Annotated in this window: 25 protein-coding genes; 1 reads left to right on the top strand and 24 read right to left on the bottom strand. The window is 35.5% G+C overall.

From position 1 onward, the window contains the following. Positions 1-416: 416 nt before the first annotated feature. Entirely contained in the window at positions 417-1,055 is a 639-nt protein-coding gene (locus G631_RS17920) for a hypothetical protein (protein WP_242829057.1), read from the top strand. 433 nt (positions 1,056-1,488) lie between these two features. Here the strand turns inward: G631_RS17920 and G631_RS0103995 are convergent, their stop codons facing one another. From G631_RS0103995 to G631_RS20580, 24 genes are all read right to left on the bottom strand, one after another. Continuing rightward, positions 1,489-2,991, bottom strand: coding sequence for an ArnT family glycosyltransferase (locus G631_RS0103995; RefSeq protein WP_026488350.1), 1,503 nt, complete (start codon positions 2,989-2,991; stop codon positions 1,489-1,491). A gap of 18 nt (positions 2,992-3,009) precedes the next feature. Then, the gene (locus tag G631_RS0103990) at positions 3,010-3,273 is read right to left on the bottom strand and encodes a hypothetical protein (protein ID WP_207637873.1); all 264 of its coding nucleotides are present in this window, start codon (positions 3,271-3,273) and stop codon (positions 3,010-3,012) included. Positions 3,274-3,481: 208 nt separating this feature from the next. Continuing rightward, complete coding sequence (locus G631_RS0103985) at positions 3,482-4,441, bottom strand: glycosyltransferase family 2 protein (protein ID WP_026488348.1); 960 nt, start codon at positions 4,439-4,441, stop codon at positions 3,482-3,484. Between the two features lie 85 nt (positions 4,442-4,526). Further along, positions 4,527-6,059: a lipopolysaccharide biosynthesis protein gene (locus G631_RS0103980; RefSeq protein WP_026488347.1), complete on the bottom strand. Its 1,533-nt coding sequence runs from the start codon at positions 6,057-6,059 to the stop codon at positions 4,527-4,529. Between the two features lie 37 nt (positions 6,060-6,096). Further along, entirely contained in the window at positions 6,097-7,203 is a 1,107-nt protein-coding gene (locus G631_RS0103975; protein ID WP_035789342.1) for a glycosyltransferase family 4 protein, read from the bottom strand. Between the two features lie 14 nt (positions 7,204-7,217). Beyond that, the gene (locus G631_RS0103970; RefSeq protein ID WP_026488345.1) at positions 7,218-7,940 is read right to left on the bottom strand and encodes a glycosyltransferase family 32 protein; all 723 of its coding nucleotides are present in this window, start codon (positions 7,938-7,940) and stop codon (positions 7,218-7,220) included. Continuing rightward, on the bottom strand, positions 7,937-9,214 hold the full coding sequence (locus G631_RS17915) for a hypothetical protein (RefSeq protein WP_026488344.1): 1,278 nt from the start codon (positions 9,212-9,214) through the stop codon (positions 7,937-7,939). Before G631_RS17915 ends, G631_RS0103970 begins: the two co-directional genes overlap by 4 nt. 28 nt (positions 9,215-9,242) lie before the next feature. Further along, positions 9,243-9,833: a poly-gamma-glutamate biosynthesis protein gene (locus G631_RS0103960; protein WP_026488343.1), complete on the bottom strand. Its 591-nt coding sequence runs from the start codon at positions 9,831-9,833 to the stop codon at positions 9,243-9,245. A 2-nt stretch (positions 9,834-9,835) separates the two neighbouring features. After that, the gene (locus G631_RS21485; protein WP_051196801.1) at positions 9,836-10,429 is read right to left on the bottom strand and encodes a serine acetyltransferase; all 594 of its coding nucleotides are present in this window, start codon (positions 10,427-10,429) and stop codon (positions 9,836-9,838) included. 5 nt (positions 10,430-10,434) lie between these two features. Next, the gene (locus G631_RS0103950; RefSeq protein ID WP_026488342.1) at positions 10,435-11,490 is read right to left on the bottom strand and encodes a glycosyltransferase family 2 protein; all 1,056 of its coding nucleotides are present in this window, start codon (positions 11,488-11,490) and stop codon (positions 10,435-10,437) included. Between the two features lie 815 nt (positions 11,491-12,305). Further along, a complete protein-coding gene (locus tag G631_RS0103940) occupies positions 12,306-13,373 on the bottom strand; it encodes a glycosyltransferase family 4 protein (RefSeq protein ID WP_242829056.1) in 1,068 nt (355 codons plus the stop codon). Positions 13,374-13,515: 142 nt separating this feature from the next. Further along, complete coding sequence (gene pssE, locus G631_RS17905) at positions 13,516-14,064, bottom strand: PssE/Cps14G family polysaccharide biosynthesis glycosyltransferase (protein ID WP_081671223.1); 549 nt, start codon at positions 14,062-14,064, stop codon at positions 13,516-13,518. A 23-nt stretch (positions 14,065-14,087) separates the two neighbouring features. Next, complete coding sequence (pssD, locus tag G631_RS0103930) at positions 14,088-14,555, bottom strand: PssD/Cps14F family polysaccharide biosynthesis glycosyltransferase (RefSeq protein ID WP_035789296.1); 468 nt, start codon at positions 14,553-14,555, stop codon at positions 14,088-14,090. A 47-nt stretch (positions 14,556-14,602) separates the two neighbouring features. Then, positions 14,603-15,328: a CpsD/CapB family tyrosine-protein kinase gene (locus G631_RS0103925; protein WP_026488338.1), complete on the bottom strand. Its 726-nt coding sequence runs from the start codon at positions 15,326-15,328 to the stop codon at positions 14,603-14,605. Beyond that, positions 15,315-16,157: a tyrosine-protein phosphatase gene (locus G631_RS0103920; RefSeq protein WP_026488337.1), complete on the bottom strand. Its 843-nt coding sequence runs from the start codon at positions 16,155-16,157 to the stop codon at positions 15,315-15,317. Before G631_RS0103920 ends, G631_RS0103925 begins: the two co-directional genes overlap by 14 nt. Beyond that, entirely contained in the window at positions 16,150-16,824 is a 675-nt protein-coding gene (locus G631_RS0103915; RefSeq protein ID WP_026488336.1) for a hypothetical protein, read from the bottom strand. Before G631_RS0103915 ends, G631_RS0103920 begins: the two co-directional genes overlap by 8 nt. Before the next feature lie 67 nt (positions 16,825-16,891). Further along, positions 16,892-17,905, bottom strand: coding sequence for an LCP family protein (locus G631_RS0103910; RefSeq protein WP_026488335.1), 1,014 nt, complete (start codon positions 17,903-17,905; stop codon positions 16,892-16,894). A 6-nt stretch (positions 17,906-17,911) separates the two neighbouring features. Beyond that, the gene (locus tag G631_RS17900) at positions 17,912-18,787 is read right to left on the bottom strand and encodes a class B sortase (protein WP_081671222.1); all 876 of its coding nucleotides are present in this window, start codon (positions 18,785-18,787) and stop codon (positions 17,912-17,914) included. Beyond that, positions 18,784-19,539 (bottom strand): YveK family protein, encoded by a 756-nt coding sequence (locus G631_RS0103900; protein ID WP_026488334.1) that lies wholly within the window; start codon positions 19,537-19,539, stop codon positions 18,784-18,786. Before G631_RS0103900 ends, G631_RS17900 begins: the two co-directional genes overlap by 4 nt. A gap of 504 nt (positions 19,540-20,043) precedes the next feature. Next, positions 20,044-21,222, bottom strand: a complete 1,179-nt coding sequence (locus G631_RS20585; RefSeq protein WP_081671221.1) for an NUDIX domain-containing protein — start codon at positions 21,220-21,222, stop codon at positions 20,044-20,046. A gap of 18 nt (positions 21,223-21,240) precedes the next feature. Further along, the gene (locus G631_RS17890) at positions 21,241-21,738 is read right to left on the bottom strand and encodes a GNAT family N-acetyltransferase (RefSeq protein ID WP_081671220.1); all 498 of its coding nucleotides are present in this window, start codon (positions 21,736-21,738) and stop codon (positions 21,241-21,243) included. 8 nt (positions 21,739-21,746) lie between these two features. Further along, on the bottom strand, positions 21,747-22,634 hold the full coding sequence (locus G631_RS0103885; RefSeq protein ID WP_035789294.1) for a GNAT family N-acetyltransferase: 888 nt from the start codon (positions 22,632-22,634) through the stop codon (positions 21,747-21,749). 45 nt (positions 22,635-22,679) lie between these two features. Further along, complete coding sequence (locus G631_RS0103880; protein WP_026488332.1) at positions 22,680-23,861, bottom strand: MerR family transcriptional regulator; 1,182 nt, start codon at positions 23,859-23,861, stop codon at positions 22,680-22,682. Between the two features lie 105 nt (positions 23,862-23,966). Next, complete coding sequence (locus tag G631_RS20580; protein ID WP_081671219.1) at positions 23,967-25,142, bottom strand: HAD-IA family hydrolase; 1,176 nt, start codon at positions 25,140-25,142, stop codon at positions 23,967-23,969. Positions 25,143-26,023: the final 881 nt, after the last annotated feature.

The following is a 26,023-nucleotide window of genomic DNA, read 5'->3' as shown; positions in this document are numbered from 1 at the left end:
CTCGTATAAATCAAATTTTATTTAGTATATGTAAAAAAGTAATTGTCAAAAATGCACAATAACTTCCCTATATCATATTATTTTTTCGCTAGTGCTTAAGAAAACCTTAAGAAATTTAGACGGTAAATCTTAAGAAATCCCTGATAACATATTCCCTGGTTCAGATAACAAGCTACATTTCTGTAGTAATCCTATTTTATGAACCATCATACATGGCAGTTCGCCAATCATTCCTACAACAGCTTTGCAACTTTTGTAGAAAATAATATTAGTGAAATGATACTAAACTAAAAATGCAAATTGAAAACAAAAAGTACAAGGACACCGTTTTCAGGATGTTGTTCAACAACAAACTCTATCTACTGGATTTGTATAATGCCATAAACAAAACTAATTACACCAATCCTGATGATCTAATGATTACTACCTTAAGTGGTGAGACATTCCTCAAAATGAAAAATGATCTGTCATTTGTCATTGATTTTGAACTTAATATCTTTGAGCATCAGTCAACACCAAGTCCTAACATTCCGCTTAGAGACCTATATTATCTTGCAGCCAACCTCAAAGATCTAGTCAAACAAGAAACTCTCTATGGGCCTACTCTGGTACAAATCCCAACTCCGAAATTCTATGTGTTCTACAACGGAACCATAGCGATGAAAGATGAAGTAACTTACCGTCTCTCTGATATGTTCAAAAAGAAAGTTGAGTCACCCTCGGTAGAACTAATAGTTACCGCCCTGAATATAAATATTGGTCATAACAAAGATCTGACGGAAGCCTGCAAAGCCCTTAAAGGCTATTCCATTTTCGTTACTAAAGTGCGAAAATATATAAAGGAGGTGGAAGCAGAATATAATTCAAGCCATGCCATCTCACTAAACCTAATGGCTGACAACAAGGATATCATGAAAACACTTATTGCCACCGCCATAGAAATATCCATTGATGAGTGCATTCAGGAAGATATACTAAAAGATTTCTTCACCGACTACAGAAAGGAGATCATCGAAGTGGGCGTACATGAATACTCTTTTGAACGGCACATGTAAATAATAAAAAATGAAAGCTTTGATAATGGTGTTCAAGAAACTACTGCTCTCTTCTCCTAGCTCAAAGCTGACGGCCGTCAAGATGATATTCTAAAAGCCATCGATGATCCAGATTATCTCTCCAAGCTCTTCAAGGAGTACGAGGACTACAAGAAATCAAATAGTTAAGCCATAAGCATCCACTCAGAATGGCCAACTACAAGCCAAAATGAGTGGATGCTCTTTTATTCTACAATTACGATTTTCACATGTTTTCTCGATTTATCTGCTTCAAAAGTTCTAGTTACCAATATAGTTCCTTACACTAATTATCTGCGGAATATAAACACCACTCTTCCTCATCTGAAAAAGTAAATCCACAGCCAACCAAAAATCACTCTTGAACACTTTGATTCCTGTTATGGTGCTTGCCCCTATAGCGAATAATTTTTACTTAATTGGCTAGTTTGTACAGAGTTAACTGATTGTTATCTGGTGAATTAAGCTCGGGTTCAGTTGAATATACTTCATAATATGAGTCAAGAATGCTTTGGATATATGTATCCTTGTTACTACTTACTACAATCCACATGGGCTTTTTTGTTAAAAATTCTTCATTCAATTGCCGCACATATGAATCACTGAACTCAGCCTGCCAGTCTTGAAAAGCAAAAAATCTACATACCGGAGAAATATCCATATCAAGATAAAACGTCGGGTTTAGGTTATATCCTACAACATTGTTGCGCTCAGCTTCAGGAATTTGAGAAGAAAATTTTAATAATTCACTATACCTAGCCATAAATTCCTCAGATGGATTTGCAGAATAATCCTGATGGGAGAAAGCCATCTTTATAATCTCTTTTCCTGTTTTATGTGAAGCTATCAAAACTATACCTAATAGAAAAAGAATACTAATTTTTCTTATTAAGTTATTTTTATCGGTATTGTTTATAACGTTTACCAGTTCATAAACAGCAATAATTAGAAGGCCAAAAGTAATCATAGAATAATGCGCATAGCTAAAAATATTCATTAGAAGGAGCTGCGTCCCAATTCCTATAGCCATATACATTATTCCATTAAAGTATTTTTTTCTCAGTATACATATTATCCCAGTTCCAATCAGCGCATAACTTCCGATTTGTTTAGCATATCCTTTAATAAATGAAATATAACTACTTTCGGATTTTGCTGCGTATGATAGATTAAATAGTATCGTACCATACCAGAAATCGTAGGAACAATCCTTAATAGAAAAATAGATCATAAATGGCAAGATAGATAATGCCGTTCCGATTATAAATGCTATGGCATTTTTCAATAGATTAGTCCAAGCTTTATTTGCACAAAGATATATAATTATAAAGAATATGGCTATGCATACGCTTATAGAGTTTGTAGCTCTGGACATTACACATAACCCAAATGTTACACCATAGAATAAAGCATGAAATGGATTATGATCTGGTCGATTTTTAGTCTTTTGAGACATCCACCCCGAAATAAAATATAAACAAATGATTAGAAATGGGTTTATATATTCTTCTACAAGGTTTCCACACTCATAATTGCAAGAAAATACTATGATGCCAAGGCTAGCACCTAAAACTGACAATTTTTCATTAAGAGAACGCCTAAGGGTTATATATATGAATACTGTGGAAACAGTTGCGAATACTATTTGAATAAAAAGTACTCCATATTTATTGCCTGTAAGCAGGAAACCAATCATATTGACTAAAAATATTCCTGGCCCTTTTTGATCAAACAGGTCTTTATAGGGGATAAGACCAGCGCGCCACCCCTTGCCAATAACCATAAAAAGACTGGCATCCCATCCTTTATTATTAGGATACAAGGGACTTGTTGAAGCTGAAAAATACAGCACCATAAGAGCTGAAGACAATATGAAAAAGAAATACTTTAGTATATTATTAGTAATATGTTTTTTCACTTTATTAACTCCTGTTTTTTAATACATATGGGGAACAGCCCCTTGTTCAGATTCCATTTTGTTTTTTATCAAATTCTTTATTTTTTGATATGAAAAACTTCTCTTAAAATAGAAATCAACTGTTTCTAACAGCCGTTGAATTTCTTCTACATACTGATATCCATCTTCTACATCATATGCAATGTAGTGGCCGTTATAATTAATAACGGCCACCGCCATATTTCCAGTATATCTAGATATATTATCAGAATCATAGACAATTTCTCTATTCTTACTTAACATAAGTAAACCAGCTGAAATCATACTACAATGCGATTGTTTTTTTATACACGACATTGAAATAAATCTTTTATTGTTCATAACATTATTTTTGATATTTCCTTACCATCCTTTCAAAAATAATTAAATATATGTATGCTTTTTCAGAACTAAGCATAGATGAATGCAGAATTACCACAATACATAAACAAAACTATTAGCTATGAAAAAACTACATAAAGTAACTATATAGGATTGGAAAATATTGAAAAGCAATCCTACGTTTCGATATATTTTTACAAGGAGTTCTTTTCAATTCTTTTTGCAATTGTCTTATCTGCATTAATAACTCTTCTGTCTTGTTTCCTTTTTTATAGCTGCTGAGTAATCTATACATACTTACCTGAAGAAGGTCATTATAACTCTGTTGAACGTAATCTTCATGAACGATTTCGCTTATTTTATCATATGCATTCTTATACACAAATTGATTGTCACGAATCAATCTCTTTGTAGCAGTAGCAGACGAACTATTACTCACATAATGATATAGAGGTTTAGCAACACACGCAAACTTACGATCAGCCATCGAAAAAAACTCAGATTGAAAAAGCAAATCTTCACAATATCCTATTGTATTATCAAATGATAACGCTTTAATATGTTCTGTCTTAAACAACCGATTAAATAGATATCCTCTAACATCGTCATTCGTAAACATTTCTCTAAGCATATCTGAAGAATAGATTTCTTCTTGTTTGTTATATATATGCGCACTAACAGCTTCCCCATCGTTAGTAAAATAACCACAAAGGCAACCGTCAAAGCTTTCATCTGCAATAGCTTTCATAATTAGTTCATACATATCGGGCTCAATGTAATCATCTGCATCCAAAAAACTTACCCACGGCTTTGTAGCCATTCTAATGCCAAAATTTCTAGCAGCTGAAACCCCACCGTGCTTCTGCTTATAATATTTAACACAAGAATAATTATCAGAATACTGTTTTGCTATATTAGTTGATTCATCTGTAGATTCATCATCGATAAGAAGTATTTCTGATGGCACACAAGATCCAGACAAAACACTATCAAGCAGTTTGGCCAGTAACTTGCCACTGTTAAAAAACGGGATGATAGTTGTAACATCAATACTATGTCTGATTTTTTTATTTTCAAGAATATTTTGCATGGTATGTAATCTCCAAATGTATATTTACCTCCGTCTATATAACATAATATAGATTTAAATAATTACTATAGCACTAGCCAAGTCATTATCGATTTTTCCTTTTAACAATTCTTTGAAGTATTATGCTTATTCTTTTTAAATGCTCATTTCTCCAAAACAGAAGGCAAAACAAAGCTGATGAACAAATAACACATACAAAAAGTTTAATTGGAAAGGTGATAATACCTTTGTCTGGTACTATTTGAGACGCATAAAAAGTTACTGTTACTGTAACCATAGCAGCTATAGCATATTTAACCAGTAATAATACATATGATATAGGCTTCTCACTATCGAAGAGTAAAGTAAACACGTTGTGAATCAACCACGGAATTCCTAGCACTACTAAACTAATCACTGTAGATAGCAATACACCATATAATCCAATATATCTAACTAATATTATATTTAGTCCCAAATTCAACAATGCCGTTAACAAAGGGCGAAACCTATCTTCATACCAGATACCTGCCGCATCTTTATATGCACCGATCATCTGATCAATTTCAAAAATATAAAAATAAACCACCAAGCAAATAATAACTGAATAGCTGAGTAATCTATCCTCTCCCATCCATACCTTCATGAATGGTTGAAATAGCCCCATAAAGCAACTACAACACACAGCACTTATGAATGAAATACCAAAGGTCATAGTCTGAAAATCATAATAGTTTTTCTTTTGGTTTTCAACAATCAAACTATTCCCTATACCGGCTATAACAGATTGATATAAAATGGATAAGATACTAATTACTGAAGACAATATAAAATAATAATTTTGATAAACCGCTAAAATTGATAATCCTAAAAAGGCAGAGACTACTATTGAATCTGCGGATCTTAAAATAGTACCACCTATTTTATTTGTGACTAGTCCTTGCACTTTTTTCTTTATATCGTTAACTGTACGACTATCAAGTTTTCCCCTTGGATGATACTCCGGATAAATTTTATCAACTCTTATAGCAGTAATTATATTGGTCATGACCTGAGCCAAAATAGAACTGCCTAAATAAAGATAATAATTTCTCAGAAATATCAATACAAATATTTGGAGTATATACTGTACAGTATTCGTTAATATCATCACCTTACTACTTACATCCGTTCGCTGATGAGCAGAAAGAAGACTATTCTTATAAGCAAAAAGCCAGTAAGATAATACAGTATTCCCTAAGTACATAAGGTACAAATAGTAAATATTTAAATCATTTGGTGTATCACTAGCAATCAGTTTTGGAAGAAAAGGAACTAAGATAAGTCCCAATGCCAAAACCACTAACCCTATAATTCGAAAAATCTTTTTATAGAGATTCATCAACGCGCATATCTTATCTGTATCATCTTCTGCAATTGGTGCATACATACTACAAACCAATGCCGCTCCAATTCCAAGCTCTGCAAGGTTCAATACTTGAAGAATAGAGGAAAACAAATTATTCAGTCCTGCATATTCAATTCCCATGTAATAGATCATCAGTGTTCTCATAATAAAAGGCATGATAATCTGGTACACCTTTTGGATTGACCCAAACAAAACGTTTCTACTTGCATTTTTAGTTCTTTGTATCTTCATAAATATCCTTATTTTTTATATACTAGAAGTCTATTTTTTATCGTCTGCTTTTTTCGATGATTTCATCAATAACATCACACCATCGTGAGGTTATACTATCAAGACTGTATTCTTTTATGCTCTGTAATGCGCTATTTGACATTTGATCTGCCATACTCTTATTTAATGAAAAAGTAACCATTTTCGCAGCTAATTCATCAACATTTCCAGCCTCAACCAAATATCCATTTTCCCCCTCTATTATCAAATCACTGGGTCCCGTCTTGCAATTAAAAGCTATTGCAGGAAGGCCGAAAGAAAAGGCTTCCAAAATAACCATTGGAAAGCCTTCATATTCTGATGAAAGCACCAGGCAAGATGCCTCGCGATAATATTTGTCCATCTCATTGCTATGACCGGCAAAAATTACGTTTGACAATTTATTTTTATCAGTCTGAGCTTTTAATTCATCCTCTAATTCTCCAGTTCCAACAATAATAAGTTTCCATCCAAGACACTTTTCCTGCGCAATTTTCCATGCATCCAGTAGTAAGTCAAATCTTTTTTCCCATGCCAATCTTCCAACTGCCAAGAAGGTTTTGTTCGTATAATCATAATCTGATTTTACATTTGCCAAACTTGGATTAGGCATAGCAATAACAAACTCAGGATCTAAATTGTATTCCTTTATGTGCTTTAGCCTATCCTGTTCAGTAAGTACTACTAGTTTTGAAGCATATTTTTTTATTAACTTCTTTGCTTGAAACCAACGTCTATCCCCCTGTTTTTCCATCGTCCAATAATTAAAATGTTCCCATGCAATTTGCCTACAATTTGTACCACAAATTGCATAAGATGTATATTGGGATAATTTTGTATCAATATCAATAACAATATCTATTTGGTTCTTTTTGATGTATCTATGCAGTTTGATGATTGGATATATATATGTTCTGTACAGTTTTCCTTCTGTTTTTGGTTCCAAAAGATAATTCACTTTTACATTTTTATCCACAGAATAAAAAGGCTCTCCATGATTCCAAAAACTTAAGATTTCTACATCATAACCACGAGAAGCTAAAGCATTAGCAATAATACATCCAACTCTTTCTGTTCCACCAGCCCTAGCAATTACCCCACTAATAAAACAAATTTTTGTAGCCATTCCAAATTTCACTTTCATTTTCGCAATAGATTTTTTTTCAGCTTCACCAATTTATTAAAATTATCTACGCCTATAATTCTTTTAAGTTTTTGCACTCTTTTCTTTTTATTGGTTTGCCAGGAAGCATTGTAATGATGAATGCTTATTGTCTTCTCAGTAGTGTTAACAATACCCGATTCATAGTCTTTTGCAGCAAAATACTCTGTTGGATAAATTTTTAATTCACCAACACTCTGAAATGAATCATTTCGGACTAACCCGATATTAGTCAAATATTCCGTAATATAATAAGGGCTTGGTTTCAAATTTAAAGAGCCATCAGCATTATAAAAGGAAATGGATTTATACATATCTCTAAGCTCTTTTATTGTATTATTGCCAGCTTCAGCACCAAAACCTATGCCACCATTTATCCATATCTTACCTTCAAACCCCATATAGCCATGATTCGTTCTAAGTTCGTCTAGAGAATTAACAAGTTCTACATCAGTATCTAAATAAAACCCACCTTCACGATAGATTATGTCAAAGCGTGCATAATCTGGAACAAATCCCCATTTTTTTTCTCTATACGCTGCATGCATATATTCATTTCTATTTAAGTCATAGTTGTCCTCATTCCATTCAATAACTTCATAATCTGGACAAAACTTTTTCCAACTCTCTATACATCTTTTATCCTTATCAGGCAAAGGCCCTTTACCAAACCAGCAATAATGTATTTTTTTAGGAATCATATTTTTTCCTTCCTTTCTTTAACGTAGATATAAGGTATTGATAATATCAAGTATAGCAAATATCCAGACGGTTCCACTCGCAACGAAATATTATAAACAAACAGAAATAACATGATCAAAATCATAATTCTTGTTGTTGATATATTCATATCTATTTTTTTTATTTTAGATGCTTTTATAAACGTACATATGAAAAAGGATAAATAAAATATAATACCTAATAATCCCGCCTCTATAAATGTCCAAATCATGTGAAACCATTGATAATTCAAGTACGAATACATTGTATAAAAATCCGAAACAAAGAAATTTGTATATTCTGCATTACCAATCCCTATCCCTAACATTATTTTTTCTAAATCATTATCGAATATACTATTAGATATAGCTGTAATACCTGTAAGTCTGTTAACATCCCCTGTTCCGTTATAACCAGTATCTCTCGTAGCATATTCAAGAAATCCATTAATAGAAAAAACAGCATAATAATCCATACTTGGTTTATCATTTAGTAATACAAATAGCGAAACAATATATGAAAAAGCAAAAGCGCCAAGTACTAAAACTATAACCTTATTCCATCTGATTTTTTCGAAGATCGCCGCAACTATAATAATAACAGCAAATTCAAGTATAAATGCCTTAAGTTCTGCTGTTGCAGCCATATATAATGCAGAAATACACACGACTAAAAATTTAAAAATCGAAACTTTGTTTTTATAATATCCAATCGTAGCTTGCGTCAAACAGATGCATAATATCACATTTAGAGGGAGATTACACCCAGAGTAATTCCAAAATACCCCACCAACCATATCACCTACTATTGTTCCAGCTGGATAATCCACGAAGAAGCGCTCGATTGTGCATAGTGGTACCGATACCGCAAACACAATCCACAATAGTTTAAATATTCTTTCCAAATCTTCTCTACGAATTAAAACATAGCATGCATATAAAAATAAGATATACCTTAAGTTGTTTCGCATTCCCCAAAGCAATAATAGCGGGGATTCAGAATTTAAGAGTCCTGAAAATAGTCCGATAAAAAGGTAAAGAAAAAAGCAGATAAACGTTTTAGGAACCGTTGCTCTCTGCTTTATTCTTACTGCATAAAAAAACGTCCATATAGTTAATAAATCACCAATATAAAGCAAAGGTCTCGGTAAGCCAAATGTATATATCAATACATAAGAGAACATATTGTAATAAAGAGTAATTAATACCCACCGAGCACCATTAGATGAAGCTTTAATGCCACCATGTATCTTCACAGTAATCTCCAATCCTTTTTGTTATAGGTTAATCTAAGAAAATCTTGTCCTCACCTACATACCCAATAATTTTCGCAGGAATACCTGCCAAAATAGCATTTTTTTCATAACATGACTTTGTTACAACCGCTCCTGCAGCTACAACAATTCCTTCTGCCAGTTCAATATCTCCAATAATTTTTGCTCCGACGCACACTTTAATATTATCACCTAATATAGGGCATTTATTGGTAATCCCATTGTTTCCAATACAGTTATTTCCATATAGCCTACAATTTTTTCCAACACGAGCATTTCCATTTACTACAATTCCCTGAGTATGAAATATTTTAAGCCCTTTTTCAAAAACATTTTCTCCGGATTCTATTCCAAGTTTTCGTCCCAAATTATTAAATTTGCGACAATTCATGATATAAAGAAAACTATTGAAAGGACCGTTTTTTCGCTTGCCATAATAGTAAGATGTTTTTCTCATTTGGTGTATATATTTCCAAGTCATATAGTCAGGATGTTTCTTAAGTATTTTCAATAATGTCTGATATTTACCAATCCGAGAAAAAAATAAATTGTATTCAGTTCTATATATATTTTTTAACTCCGCTTTTGTTAAGATTTCCACAGTTAATCCCCTTCTTGCTTATGTCGTATTATTTTAGCAGGATTACCTGCAATAACACAATTGTCGGGAATATCTTTCAAAACAACCGATCCTGCCCCAATGTCAACATTATTTCCAATCGTAATACCTCCCGTCACAATAGAACCAGTGTAAATGTTAACATTGTCACCAATAGACGGCTTATCACTCCCATTACTATCTTTAGTAGATGGATTCCTTCCAACTTTCACATTTTGCCAAACTGAAAGATTTTTCCCAGCTGAATTACAATGAATAATACATCCTTGTCCATGAAAAATCGCCAAGCCCGGCATAATATCACCGCTAATTTCGATTTCACGTTTATTGCAAATGAAAAAGTTACATAGATACTTTATAGCCTTATGGTCTTTTAACCTATACTGATAAACTGCCCTATAAGGCATATTGTAAAGCAAAGCATAACAGAGGCCCAATAAGGTATCATGTTGAGGTACCGCATATTCAATGCGTTCCAAATCAATTTTGCATACCTCTCGGAGTTTTTTATCCTTTAGGTATGGAATAATCGGAATCAATAATCTCCAAAAGTTTAAAAATAGTATAGCCTTCTTCATTCTTCTCAAAACCTAGTTTCTTTCTTCATTTTACGAATTGCCATTAAAATAAGCGCACCATCATATAATTTGTATCTTATACAAGTATTAAACATTCTGATCTTTATTGGATTTTTCGAATATGGATAGTCTCGAATAATCTGACAAACTAATTCATCATTAATAATCTTTTTTATGTATTGTCTTAAATCAAAATCAGTATTCCTTTTACTATACGAAAACGCCTTTTCTATGCAGGATCTAACTCTTCCTAAAAAACATCTCTTTGTACGCAAATCATATTTTGATAATGGAAGAAACGCAGATAAATCATTATTTATCTTTTGATACAGAATCTTTTGTCTTTCAAATTCGCCTTCGTTGAATTTATATGTCAAAGAGGAAGGATTTGCTAGTCTATAGTTATATAAAGCACTTCCTATAAAAGAAACTCTATTGGCGTATTTTAAATAGGAAATATGAAATATAATATCCTCAGAAATGTACTGTCTCTCTGATGGAAAGCTAAGATTATATTTCTTGATAATATCTAAAGAATAAAGTGCATGCCATACGGACATTGGAATAATTGCATCGACTTGTGCATTTGGTAATCCTGCAATCATTTCAAGAAGTACTTTATCAATTATCTCTCCTTTTTCGAATATCTCATCATTGTAATATGATATTTTTTTTATCAACTGACTTTCATTGTGAAACATGGAATATCCACAAAAACTTGTATCCGCATCATATTGTTCAATGCGTTCATATAATTTCTGGACCATTTCTAGTTCTATGTAGTCATCAGAATCGACAAACAAAACATATTTTCCCTTTGCCAATTCCAGTCCACTATTTCTTGCATACCCCAAGCCTTCATTTTTTTTATGCAGGACTTGCACTCTTCGATCCTTGCTTGCAATTTCATCACAAAGTTTCCCTGAAGAATCAGTTGATCCATCATCCACCAGAATAATGTCAAGCTTTGCATATGTTTGATGTGCTATGCTTGCATAACAATTCAATATATATTTTTCTACATTATAAACTGGCACAATAACTGATATTAAAGCGTCCACCTAAAGCATCTCCTATTATAAAAAATCTCTGGTTCATTGTTTTGTAATATCTTATATAGATACTTTGAATAATATATGCCAGCATCCCAATGATCTGTATAATTCCCAGCATCTTCATTCAAATTATAATTCTCATTCTTCAAATCAATAATCATATCTTTAATATTTGTCTTCATATGTATGTTCGTTTTTCAAATAATGCAAATGGATTGGCTGTTTATAACCTATTAAACTGCTTTTGATTAGACTTTTCATACGATCATTATGCATATTTATAACATTCTCATTATATACATCAATTCCCAGCATACTCACTAAAATTGTTATATTAGCCGAAGCAGACAAATATTTCCCGAAATAGTATTGTGGAGCACCAATAATTTTTCTCGACAATTGTGTATATATTTAACTGAAGGAAAAAATTCAAGGCTACATAGGATTCCCTTTATACTACCTACAAAATAACACTTTTCAACATGGATATTCGCAATGACTTGCGTAACAAAAACAGTGCTTCCAATTCATATTCATAATATGGATACCCAAAAAATAATATCATCCACGATGTTCCTCTCCAAAATCATCAAGAATAAAGAGCTTATTGACCTCTACATCATTTAAAGTTCTCATATAGTTGTACTTTGCTGGTATCCCAGCTCTTATACAAGCGCCAAACATAACAATCAAGGTTTTGGATTTTGGTGATTATTTAAAAATATTTTACCGCTGTCTCCTTATCGTTTATCTTTCTTTCATAATATTTTTTTGTAAACCAATGTTAGTATGTACTCAATATTTTTATTAGTTTTGTGATTTCATTTTCCTGCTAAATCAAAATACATATTTGCAATATTCATGAAATAGTCTTTATCAGAAAATTTTTCCTGTGCCATTTTTCTTGACGCTCTGGATAACATGTCAAATAATGAGTTGTCGCTACCTATTTTGTAAATTGCATCTGCCATTTCATTAACATTTCCGGGATCAAATAAATATCCATTTTCCCCGTTTTTAACAGCCGAAGATATATCTCCTACATTTGTTGATACCACAGGCATGCCATAACTCATCGCTTCTAATATTGACATTGGAAGGCCTTCATTATATGACGGTAATACTAGCATCTGACAGTTTTTGTAAAGGGCCTCTTTTTGCTGCCCGGAAATCCACCCTTTAAATTCAACATAGTTTTCAAGATTATATTCCTTACATTTTCTTTTTAATTCGACTTCTTCTTCCCCTGTTCCTGCAATAATAATTTTAATTTTTTCCAACCTATTTGTGTTTTTTAAATAATTTAACCCTTCAATTAAGTCAGACACACCTTTTCGTTTAATCAAAACACCCATGTATAGCACATTGAATGGAGTATTATACATTGTTATTTCTGAAGGAATAGACACTGTATTGGATATTACAAATGTTTTTGCCTTCGGTTCAATATCGAGAATTGTTTCATTCCATTTTTCCCCTAAAACAATTACCCTACTACATTCGCGTAGCAAAGTTTTTATTTGCTTCTTATTTGAGGAACTATCAAACCATTTTTTAAATTCTGATCCATGCAGATGAATAACATCTGGTATATCATGCTTCTTACAGAGCTTATGAATTTGGTATTTACGAAAAAAACTGCCTTTATAAGACATATGAATATGTACAACATCTGGATGACTTTTAAGAATATAATCACGAATTTTGAAATAAGCCACAAGATAATATGCTATTTTGAATATAAAATTAGTTTCTATATAGGTAGGAATAAACCGCATTTCTATATTATCTTTAGCCCAAGCATGCGACAACAACTGAGTTACCACACTGGATATTCCTCCCTTAACTGAAGGATGGTTTCCAACCATTAATACCTTAATTTTATTCACATTATTACTCATATCAATCATATTTTTCATTCAATACATTTGCCTAATACTATTAAATTTTTAAGTGGAAATTTTATATTAGAAAATAAATTGAAAAACTAATATCCAAAAGACTATCACAATTCTTAATTTGAATCACTTATCATAATCTCTTAAATACTAGATGTGTGAGATTACTAACAGTTTTTCTATTTCTATTTTCTTTCACAATTACATCACTAGAAATATATTTATCAATTACTTCTATAACCGCTCTAGTATTAGAAATATAATGTCTATATTCCGTTACAAAAAGCCTCTTATATGCATTTGCAAGATCAGCTATATCATAACATGGCTCTATCAGATGCATTTCATCAAACTGATGCAAAAGTTGTAGCTGATGATCATCAACATGTTCCCCAAACTTTGCCAGCCTAGGAACAGCTATCACTTTTTTTCCTTTCTTTAGTGCACCAATAATTGCTCCAGTACCACCATGAGTTATTACAACATCACACTCCAATTGTTTCTGCGCAAATTCTTCTCGATTCAAAAATCTTTTATAAGAATAGTTCTTTGGTTCATAGTCACTATTCCCTATCTGTGCAAAAACAGAATCTGATATAACTCCATTTTCTATTAGTCTATCTACTTCCTTTAACAACCTATTAAACTGAAATTTCTGCGACCCAAGAGTAATAAAGATCATTGCCATCCCTCTTAACCAAACAATTAATATATACCGCCAACATATTTTGCATTAGGAAAAATATCCTTCATAGACTCCCACTGAACAAAAAACTGGTCTGCCACCTTGTACATTAACCTTCCAGTTTCTGTAGCAGATGTAACTTTTGCAAAAGATTCAATATATATTATTTTTTTCCCAAACAACTTCATAATCATGCACATTGGAATCATTGCCAAAACTCCAGTGCATACAATAATATCCGGTTTTTCCTTATAATAAATTTTTAGAGAAGAAATAGCATTAAGTAGCAAAATAAGTGGAAATAACTTTTCTTTTCTATTAACCTGCCTTAAATAGTATGTTTTCTCATCTTTACAACTAGAATCATAAGAAGTCTTTTCTGTTATTACGAAACTATCATACATATCCATCAGTGGTTTCAACATCATAAGTTGTTCATAATGCCCACCAGATGATGCTGCAAAACAAACCTTAATTTTTTTCACCATTCTCCCACACTTTCTCTCATACGTACTTTTCAAAATCTCAAGAAAACTTATTTTCCACTATCGCTTGCACCATAACCATAACCATATCCGTAGCCATAACCGTAACCACGCTTATAATATCCATAACTCTTATTAGACTTATCAACTTTGTTGAGTACTACTCCCAGAATTCTTGCCCCTGATACAGCAAGCTTATCTCTTACTTTCTGAACCAGCCTGTAATCTACATTACCAGCTTCAATTACAAGAATTGAGCCATCAACGATAGCTCCCATAATTGCAGCATCTCCAACAGAAGCAAGAGGAGGTGTATCAATTATTACAATGTCGTATTCATTACGAAGTTCCTGCAAAGTATTATTGAATTTATCAGAAGCTATGAGTTCTGTAGGGCTGTTACTAATAGGACCAGCAGGTATAAGATCAAAGCAAATATCATCTTCCTTATCTTCGTTTCTATAGATGATATCTTCTAAATCACACTGACCTGTAAGGAAGTGTGTGAGACCGTATTTTGGTCTTCCCTCCACAACTCTGCTATTAAAGATTGATTTTCTAAGATCGCAATCAATATAAAGAGCTTTCTTGCCAAGTTCTGCAAAGGATCTGACTGTTTCAAGAGCAATTGTGCTCTTTCCCTCATTTGGAGTACAGCTTGTAAACAGCAGTGTCTTTAAATTCTCACCACTAAAACTGATTCCTGTTCTAAGATTCTTTATTTCCTCTGCCATAGCAAAGGGAAGTTCTTTTTTTTCAAGCTTAATTTTTAACATTTACAAATAACTCCTTACAATTGCCTACTTCATCACCATATATTAGTGATACTGCTCTCTCTCTCATAAGCTCATCAGCTACGCTGATACCGTATTTCTTTTTTAAGAATAAGTAACTTTTTCTTACTTCAGGCTGACGTTCTTTCAGATTATGACAATCTGATGAAACAATATCTGCCAATTTATGTTTGACAAGCCCATGTGCTGTCTGGAACTCCTTGGTTCCTGTCTTGGATAAAAGTGACTCGCAATTTACCTGAATTAAAGCTCCCTGCTCTTTCATCCTGTAAACAATCGTAGGTCTATCCTGCACAGCAGGACAACGTTCAGCATGTGCTACTATAGGCGTTAGTCCTGCCTGCGAAGCTTTCTTGATAAATATTTCAAATTCACTATCCTGCATTCTGCTAGAAGAAAACTCCAGCAGAATGCATTTTTGTTTCCCAAAAGGTCTTATCTCATCTCTTGGAACAAGTTTTTCCCCATCAAAAAACACTTCTTCACTGTTATTTGCATATCCCTCTAGTAAAGTTTCGAATCTCTCATCACAGTAATACTCGCGGCTAAGAAATATTTCCATGTCACTCATATCTGTTTCTGCAAGCCATCTCTTTAATTCATCAAAGTGTTTCACCGCTTTACTAGTTGGTGTATCAAACATTCCCTTTCTCAAGTGAACTGTCATTACTAGAGTTCGAACTCCTTGAGAATATTCTCGTCTAATAAGTTCCTGAGCTTCCTCGTAGTCCTCAGCTCCATCATCTACAAACGGAACTATGTGACAGTGAATATCTGTAAGCCCTATAACAGGCTTTCCAAAATCAATCATGGAAATATTTTTTCTGAAGTCCTATTGCAGAAACCGCAATAATACCGGCGCCTGCGATAATCAGAAGCCAGAAGTTATCGCCTGTTCTAGGAGACTTCTTCCTATTTGCACCAAGTACTGCACCTTTTAATGTGTTCTTCTTAGCCACAATAACTACAGGAGAAAGTGAAGTGAAGGCACCAACAACTCTTCCCTCAACAACTGTTGTAGACACAACTTTCCAACCATCTTTACCATAGTGGAGAATGTAAACCTGTGAATCCGCTGTAATTGCTGGGAAACTAAATGAAATATAGAGTGGATTCTTCTCAGAAACCTCTACCCCAGCAGGAGCCTTTACATCCATAGAATTAAGTACAGAAAGGTCACTTGCCTTGACTTCTGTATGTGTATACTCACTTATAAGAGTTCCAAATAAAGTAAGATCAGCAAGTGATGCAAGAGCGTTAGGATCTGTAATATCGCCTAAATTAACACCCTGAGTCTCTGAATCCCTTCTAGCACCGAGAACCTGAGGATCAACGTTAATTGCCTCTTCTGCACTACGTCCAATTCCTCCAAGTTCTGTTGTTGTTGTCCTACTAACTGCCTGTGCGTCTACTGTAAAGAACACATTGGCCATCATTACTACTGCAAGTGCAGCGCTTACTAAAACATTTTTCCTCATAACTTCTTCCTCTCCCTGTAAGTTAAATCTTGTTGTCTTTTGTATTTGATTAAAAGTTAAGCTGTGCTTAGGATCTGGTATAGAAAAGATCAAGTATAAGCTGAGTTAACTTATCATCATCAAGGTAAAATTCATCGTGGATGCCTGTCTCCACGTTTTCTCCAGGAAGGTTTAAAACCTCTCCTGAATAATCATAGTGAGTCAGATGATCAACGCTATCTGCGTCAATATCCTCATAGAGGAAATCCCCTGCGGCATCTTCCATAGTTTCTACTATGGAGCCGCCCTGACTCTGTATTGTCTGAAACATTGCCAGCATGAACTGGGTCTGTCTGGACATTCTGGAAATGTTACTGCCTCTGACTGTAACGTCTCTGTTGTGAACAAAAGCCTTGGCTGCTGTACCATCAAGATGAATTGTGGTGCCTTCTACATAAGAAGGATCAAGGTCTGTCTCATCGCTTGCCAGCTTTAACGTTACACCTCCGATAGAGTCAACGATTGGTTCTATTCCATCCATGGTCAGTGAGATAACACTTCCTATACGTTTTCTGCCTAGTATGTCGGAAACCTTCTCCCTTGTGAGGTTGCTAGCCTTCTGGGGTGTATTGCCATAGGCATACTGCATAGTGAGCTGCTCTGTTCCCTTGGCAAGATAATTACCATCGTTGTCGTAAATATCTACATCCACCATGGTGTCTCTGTTTATCTCAAGGGGTGTAATTAGCTTTTTGTCATTATCTATTACAAACAAAATGATGGTATCACTTCTACCACCTTCTGTAATGCCTACGCCTTCTCTCTCCTGATCACTACTGTCAATTCCCAGAAAAAGAGCTGTATCAATATGTGAGTTTGGTTCATACCTCACACCATCATAGGTAATACTGCCATCAAAGCTGTCCTTGGTATAGGGCCTGCTAGCGCCGGCCACAGTAGCATCTTCTGAAGAATCGCTACTTGCTCTCTTAACGCTGTCCGCTTTTAAATTATTAGAATAGGTCTGTGCAGCCATTACTCCAAAGAGTGCTAAGACTACAAGTGATGAAGCAATTATTATCTTGGGTTTCTTGTTGTTCATGTGCTCTTAAACATCCACTCCATCGATTTTCTTTAAAACAGCAACCACTATAAATCTGTTATCACGTAGTTTCCTATCGCAGGTACTAAGCGTGATTATATGATCATCAGCACCAACCTTCTCATCATCAAGGATTATGCTCCTTGATGAAACGCAATCGGTACTGAGTGAATCCAAAAATGCCAATCTATCTGCCTCTACTGAATCATCATAGTAGTATGGTATATAAGTATCACTGTACATGACCGCAGCAAAAATCCTATAAGACATCTCGTGATCAGCTGTACTGATGGTGATTTCTCTATGGCTCTCTAAAAAATCTTTATCTTCAAACTTATGAAGTCCTGCAAACATGGAGCCATCATTCATATTGTGGCCATAAACCACAGTGTTGAAGTCTTGTAAAGAAATGGAATCACAGCTTTCGATGAATGGACATCCATGTGAAGAGTTCATTCCCTCTGGTCCGTGACTAAGATAATAGGTATCATCCGTAGGATGCTGCACTATCGGATAATCTATAAGGGTTCCTGGAATATTGATCCAGGCGAAAATATCAGGATTAACATTCTGTAGACTGACTATGTCGATATTAGATGTATTGCTTGTTTGTTCTGATGTTTCCTCTATAGTAGCTTCTGATGTAGCTTCTGAAGCTAAAGTATTACTATCATTAAGGTCTATGTCTGAGGACGAAGCTGCGGAGGAATCCTCCATAGCATCATCGCTCTGTTCTAAGCTAGAGTAGGCCATGGATGCAAGTTCATCCATCTCCTGCCTGCTATTTCTGCTATCAATAAACAGATAAGTGCCAATTCCAGCAATAACAATGAATGAAATAAATGCTAAACATAAATAGTATTTTTTCTTCCTGTTCATCATCTTCTCTTCTTGGCCTTTTTCTTTTTAGATGATCTGGACTCATGTCCTTCTGAAATGCTCTTCTCATATGGAACAGCAGCAAGTGTACCAAGTCCAAGGTATTTTCTGACATCGTCCTCACTTCTGATAGACATATCACTGTAGTACATAACAAGAATTACAGCTATAGCAAGAAGTAGTCCTACCATTCCGCCCATCATAGTATTCTTTTTCTTACTAGGGCTAACCGGGTTAACTGCAGGCACAGCACTTTCAACTGAAGATGGCTTAGTTGTATCTGTAACCTCTGCAACTCTTGCTGCAAGGTTCTCAGCAAGACTGTTTGCTATATCGCAGGCAAGCTGAGGGTCCTGATTCTTAACTGTGATCTTGATGATTCTGGAATCTGTAGGATTCTCAACGTTAACTGTCTTAAGAAGTGATTCATAACTTGTATCAAGCTGAAGATCAGATATAACCTTCTCCAGAACTGGTCTACTCTTACCAAGAATCTCAAAATCTACTGTGAGCTGCTTACCAATCTGAAGGTCTATAGCTGAAGTAACAGTAGTTGTCTTAGAAAAGATATAAATCATGGATGAAGACTGGTACAATGGCTTGATCAGGAACATTGTGTATAATAATGCAATTATTGCACCAATCAACCCACATGAAATAATAATCCAGATTTTCTGTCTGAGGACGAAGAAAAGCTCCGCAAGGTCGATCTCGTCATCCTCTTCAATAGTGCTAATTGCATTTGTTTCAATCATAAAAAACTATCTCCAATACAAAATTTCATCAAACTAATGATAATATGAAATAATAATTTTTCAAGTAATATTTTATAGAATTTTTATACTTTGTTTATAGTTTTCTTCTTTTAATCGTATTATCATTCGCGTTTTAGTATAATACATTACAATTATTCGTTTGCTTTTCTTATATTTTTCTGCGCTTTTTGTGTAATTTAGTTATGCATTTTTATGCAGATTCGATTAATCTTTTACCTTAACCATGCATGTTTGCTGTATTCATCTCATTTTATGCAATCAAAAAAGCCATCAATCAGAATAGAATTAACTGATTGATGGCAATTATATAAACTGCTTTCTGAATATTCTAACAAATTTGTAATATTTTCGACGGTTTATCTTCTATATTTATGATATAGGTGTCAAAAGTCAAAAATGCATACATGCTTGCATTCTCAACTGAGTTCTGTACCTCTTTTGCCTGCTCTGATGCACTTGAAGCGATGTCCTGAGGGCCTTTTTTTACTTTTTTGTCATGATCAGGTATTTCTCATACTCTTTGAGTGCAGTAAGTTCACGCCTGTATAGGCCATAAATTGCTATATCTGTTTCGTGGTAGTCTTCATATTTACCGAATATCTCCAGTGCCTGCTCAAACGAAACCCATGCATTTGTATATCCAGCAAGTTTTTCTGCTTCTGTAAGGTGCTGAACTCCGGTATCTTCTATGAGTTCACAAATGTAGTAATGATTGATGTGTCTCCAAACATCAAAAAATTCTTCAATATCAAGATATGCTGCAGCGGCCTTTGTCTTGTACCCTGTCTCCTCCAGCATCTCACGTTCGCAGCAATCAGCGTAGTTTTCATGGCCTTCGACACCGCCACCAGGGATGATGTAAAGTCCGCTCTTTGGCTCATGGCACAAAAGAACTTTTCCATCCCTTACAAGTATTCCTCTGCATGCATGGCGAAGCTTCTCTATACGGCCAAGATAGTCATCATTTATAAGCTGCATCTGCACCGGAGAGGCACTTTCAAACGCTTTTATCTGATTGATGATTCTATCAGGGACTTCGCTTACAAACTGTCGCATCATATCAGCTTTATAGTATTTGTGGCCAGATACATCGATAGGATCTGGGAGATTGTATTGCACGTCTATGAGATGTCTTTTCATCTTCTTAATGCATTCAGCTTTCAGATAGTCTTCAAAATCAGTTTCCTTTGAGTCTTCCAGAAGTCGCATGATATCATCGGCGTCATCTATGTTCTGATAGAGCCACCTGTCTATCCTGGTTGATTCGGGGTAATAGGCCTCCTTGAATTCGTCTATGGTCATGGGCGGGATCATCTTTTTTTGCAGAGCGCGCCAGATTGATAGGTCATTCCAATAGTCTGTGAGGCAATGCACAACTATTCCGACGTAGAAAGATCTTTTGATGTTGTCTTTTTCTTTTACCACAAATTTGTTCCAAAATGCTTTTATATTCAAAATCCAGTTATCGTAGTTCTGCGTATCTCCCCATGGTCCGCAGTTTTCGAATAAATGGGAATGGATTTTCTTACTCAGGTAATCCTCGTCAAAGTGCACCGAATCTGGCGCCACTGAGCCAAGGATGAACTCCTCTATATTCTCTGAAATTGCCAACCTGTCTATTAGTTTGAAGGCAATTTCCATATGTGTGATCTGTCCTGCCATACTAAGTTTTTCTCTCCTTTATTCCGGTATTCTTTTCCGCACACGGTTATTTTTCTTCTCTAAGACGAATCTTGGTCCTTCCTCTCCTACTTCACCGTTTGGAATAAATCCAACATTAGCCAGTATTCTCTTTGATGGCAGATTGTCCGGATCAGTTTCTGCCTCGACTCGTGATACTTTGTTTTGAGACAAGGCCCATTCAGTTAAAGCCCTTACTGCCTCAGTCATATATCCATTCCCACAGTAGCCTTCCTTAAGGCCATAGCCTATTTCTACCATTCCGTCATCTGTGATTCCTTTGAAGCAGAGGTCTCCCACGATAGTATTAGGTTGTTCCTTAAGTTCCATGTTCCAGGCAGCAAACCATACTCTGTCTTCCGGGTTATCAAGGCATCCTTGAAGCATCTCTGAATATGCCTTCTGCATTTCCGGATTTTTCTCGTCATCTATAATCTTCTGCATTTCCTCATCTGATATCGGATGCAGGAGCAGCCTTTCCGTCTCTATTTTTATCATGTATCTCCTTACTTGCCATCCTTTTTCCAGAAAAATGAATAATGATGTTTCTTCCTGAAGCCAAGCCTCTCATAGAATTCCATATCGGAAATCACGTAAGCCCTAGTTGCTCCAAGGTTTTTGGCTCTGCGAAGCGCCTCAAATATCAAGGCTTTTGCAATGCCCTTCCCTCTGTATGCCGGTATAGTACAGACAGGCTCAACATAAACATAATCAGTCCCTGCCATATACCAGAGCAGACAACAGGCCACCATTTCTCCCTTTTCATTTACTGCTGCAACACCTAACTCCTTATTAAAATGCTTTCTGACTCTTGGAACAATCTCCTCTTCTCTCTCAAATTCTGCTTTATCATCACTATGATCAAATCCCTGCCAAAAAAGCCATTGCAGATCATACGCATTTTCAACAGGATCCGGGCAAAATAACTTAAGGCCATCCGGGAGTTTTGCATCAAGTGAGCGAACATCAAGACTCCTTTCCATGATGGTCTCATCCAGGTCCGAAGGTGTAAATCCAAGACTCTTTGTCATCTCTAATTCGTCCGTATTCTCATCACAGATTGCTAGTCCGAAGCCGGAATCATCCCTAAGCTCTTTGCAGGCATATTCCAGAACGGCCTTATATAAATCTTTATACTCCGGAAGTACTCCACAAAAGCCCTCGCCAAAATACATATCGTAGATAGCAGCGCCAACGATTTTGTCGTCCACAGTCCAAAGGCCAATGGAATTCTTTAAGCTCTTATCAAATTCAGGATGTTCAATCATCCATTCCAGCCTTGCCCAGTTCCAGTTAATATGCCTGTCATCGTTCTCATTTAATGCAATCAGAAAAGAGCACAAGGCCTCATAATCACTGTCAGTATAATTCTTAAAATCTATATTAGCTCTCATAATCAATATCTTCCTTTGTTATGTTGACACTCTTCTTGAATCCAGTCACTTTTTGTAGCAATGCCAGAACTGGCTTCTTGCCTCAAGCACAAACTCACCGTCTTTTTCAATTTTATCTTCAAAATATGCAAGGAGCTTGTTCTCATATCCGGCAATAGCTTTCTCATGATTCCTGTAGTAATCCTTTATCTTCTCCACGATTTCTTTTGCCTCAGTGTAATGCCAAAGATTAGGCAAAAGAACTGACTCCACCCTTGCAAAATATTTCTCCATCATGGATATATACTGATTTCTCTTCTCTGTCTGACCAGCTATTGTTTCATCTATGAATGATGAGTCTTCTCCTATAGCTTCAATAGCTTCTTTAAAGAGATTGTTCCAGTTTGCTACGTTAGCACCGTTGAAAGAAAACAGACCATCCTCTGCGACTACCTTGCTGGCATGTGCCACGATAGCTTCGATATCTTTTATCTCAGAATCAAGGTAATGAGCTATAACTACGTCATATTCGCCATTTTCATCAATCTTATTCCAGGTCTTCTCATCCTCAAGATCTGCAAATTCAAGCTTAATGTCTGCACCTTCAGGCAGTTTATCTTTGTTCTCAGGAATGAACCTTGCAAAATCATCTGCCCAGCTGCCGTGAATGTCATACCCTGTAATCTTTGTTCCCTTGGGAATGTCAGTCCAATTGTTTCTCCAGAGCTTAGCGTATCCGCATCCCAGATCAAGAACTCTTTTTCCGTCTTTAAGATCAAGAGAATTGAAGATTCTCACATACCAGTCAAGTTCTCCGCTTGTATGCTTCAGTGCATCCCAGTGGCGCTCATCAGCAGACTGGTCAGCACTTACATACTGTACGATTTCGGCAACATCATCCCAGTCAAGCTCTTCCTTTCGTGCCAAAGTTCTTTTAATTGCGTCAGTGATCTTCTCCAGTTGATATTTCTTTTCCTCCATCTTCTGAAGCTGTATTTCCAGCGCGCCCTTAATGTCACTGGCTTCACCACTCTTTAGATTATCTCTGATTTCTTCGAGGGAAAAACCTATCTGCTTGAGAGCCACAATTTTTTCCAGTATCTGCAGTGCTGCGTCATCGTAAAGACGATAGTTACCTTCAGAGTATTCGGTGGGTTTAAGTAGCCCTTTTTCATCATAAAGACGTATTGCCTTCTGTGATACTCCCGCTTTCCTAGCCATTTCTCCTGATGTCATTTTCTTTTTCATTTTCGGAACCTCCTTATTTGTTTATAAAACCACCTTAAGGGATTCCCTAAGGGAAGAGTCAACAGACTTTTCATAAAATTTATTTATGGACCTCTTTATATGAAATCATTGTTTTCTAAAGCATACCGTATCAACATTCGTAACTACTTCTGGAAAGAATTCCTCTAAAATAGGTATGTGAGTCTCCACAACATTTATTGTTTTTAGTTCATCAGGCGTGAAGAACTTTAGTTTCTTTGACTCTTCACTACATTGTAGTAGAGGAGCTTCTTTTAATTCAGTCTGGTACACAGCCATCATGCTTCTGATGATATTTCCGTCCGGGTATTCTATGATAATTGAAGGATCATCGAAAAGTTTTTTGAACACAATATCTTGTTCTTGCAGTTCTATCCCTGTTTCTTCCTTTGTTTCTCTGATAGCACATTCAATCAATGTTTCTGTAAGAAATAATCCTCCGCCTATGAAAGCCCATCGATTGCTATCTGTACGCGATTCCATCAAAACCTTTTCTCCGTGAAAGATCAGAATGGTTGAGCCGATATGATTAGGTCTGTTTGGTTTAGGTGCGTTATTGTTCTTGTAATAGAATTTTGCAGTTCCCAATGCACTCTCTTCCAAAATATCACTCAGCTTATATGCATGTTCAAAATCATCAAGCTTGTAGCATGGAATATGTGGCTCAAAAGCCAGATCAGCAAAGTACCGGGCCTGAAGGCATCTCATCCCAAGGTCTCTGGCAGCAAAAAGCTCATTTGAACCGCCATCTCCGACATACAGGCATTCCTCAGCTGTAATTCCCAGCTCCTCCATTGCTTTCTTATATATTTCATGATCCGGCTTACATATTCCCTGCTCATATGAAAGTAATGCGGCATCTAAGTATGGGAAAATAGAGCTTTTTCTAATAGCATCAGCTTCATCAGAATAACAGTTACTTATAAGTCCAATCTTTATGCCGCGTCTCTTAAGTTCCTGCAAAAGAGCTATAGTATCCACGGGAGTTCGTTCAAATATCCCTTCCAGGTTCTTCTTTCGCTTATCTGAAAGAAGCTTTACGGATTCCTCGCTGTAACATCCCAACATTTCAAGAGCCTTCTTTATCCCTTCCTCTATCGTACAGTTTCCGCAGCTTCTGTCGTGCTCTGTGGAATGCCATGCTTTTTTGAAAGCATCAACCGGGATATTTAAATCTGTAGCCATGTCTTCGCTAAAATATGTACCCCCGGAAAACATTGAAACGAGCGTTTCAAACATATCAAATATAACAGCCTTGATCATACACAATGTCTCCTATTCCGTCTTGTCCAACTAGTCAGCTAATATATTTTGAAATCATGCTTTTAATAATCCTATCATTTAGCACATTTCCTGAAGATTAAAAAGATACTATTAAATTATCCCCTGGAAAATAGCCATTTGCAATATATGAGTTGATCTTTCTTACAGCTTTTTCTGCATATTTGGGATCATCCATTCTGCCATCATGCTCCCAGTATATTTCTTTTCCATCTCACTAGAACACATAGATTTAGACAGTAAACTAAGCTTTTTCATTCTGATAAAGTCGAAAAATATTCCTTGAAAAATATTCGATCGCAGCAAACTGATTTGCTACGTGAATTAGAAACGCGGCTGGCGCTAGATGGCCAGCCGTGGTAACTAGAATAATCTCAGATAAGTAAATCGATTTGGTTATGCGCTTGTCTTCGTTAACAGAACGACCGTCTCAACATGCGTAATCATCTATGTTTGCATGTACATATACGGACTAGTACTGTATACCCCATTGAGGAACATAGAAATTATGGGTGTTAAAAATACTAGGTAAATACATTTTTCTGATATTTACCGTATTTGCTACATTACCCTTAGTACATACGGATGTATTCGCACCCCAAGTATGTGCTAAAGCCAGAAACTGTCTGCGTTTGCATGAAAGATTTATGCAGTGCGTAGGGATTTATGTTCCCCTATAATGCAATAAGAAGCGGCTGTTGCATTTTTGGCAACAACCACTACCTTTGAACCATTTCCATTTTGGAAATAGTTGCTCGTATTACTTATGTTCTTTGCTTTTACTATATTCATCACCTTTAATTGCCTCGAATTCGAGGCAATTGTGCAAGTAGACTTGCATAATTCCACTCACGTCTATACTT

It is taken from the genome of Butyrivibrio sp. XBB1001, from assembly GCF_000424505.1.
Taxonomy (GTDB): domain Bacteria; phylum Bacillota; class Clostridia; order Lachnospirales; family Lachnospiraceae; genus Butyrivibrio.
The sequence above is the reverse complement of the archived record's forward strand: the minus strand, read 5'-3'. Positions and strand labels throughout refer to the sequence as shown.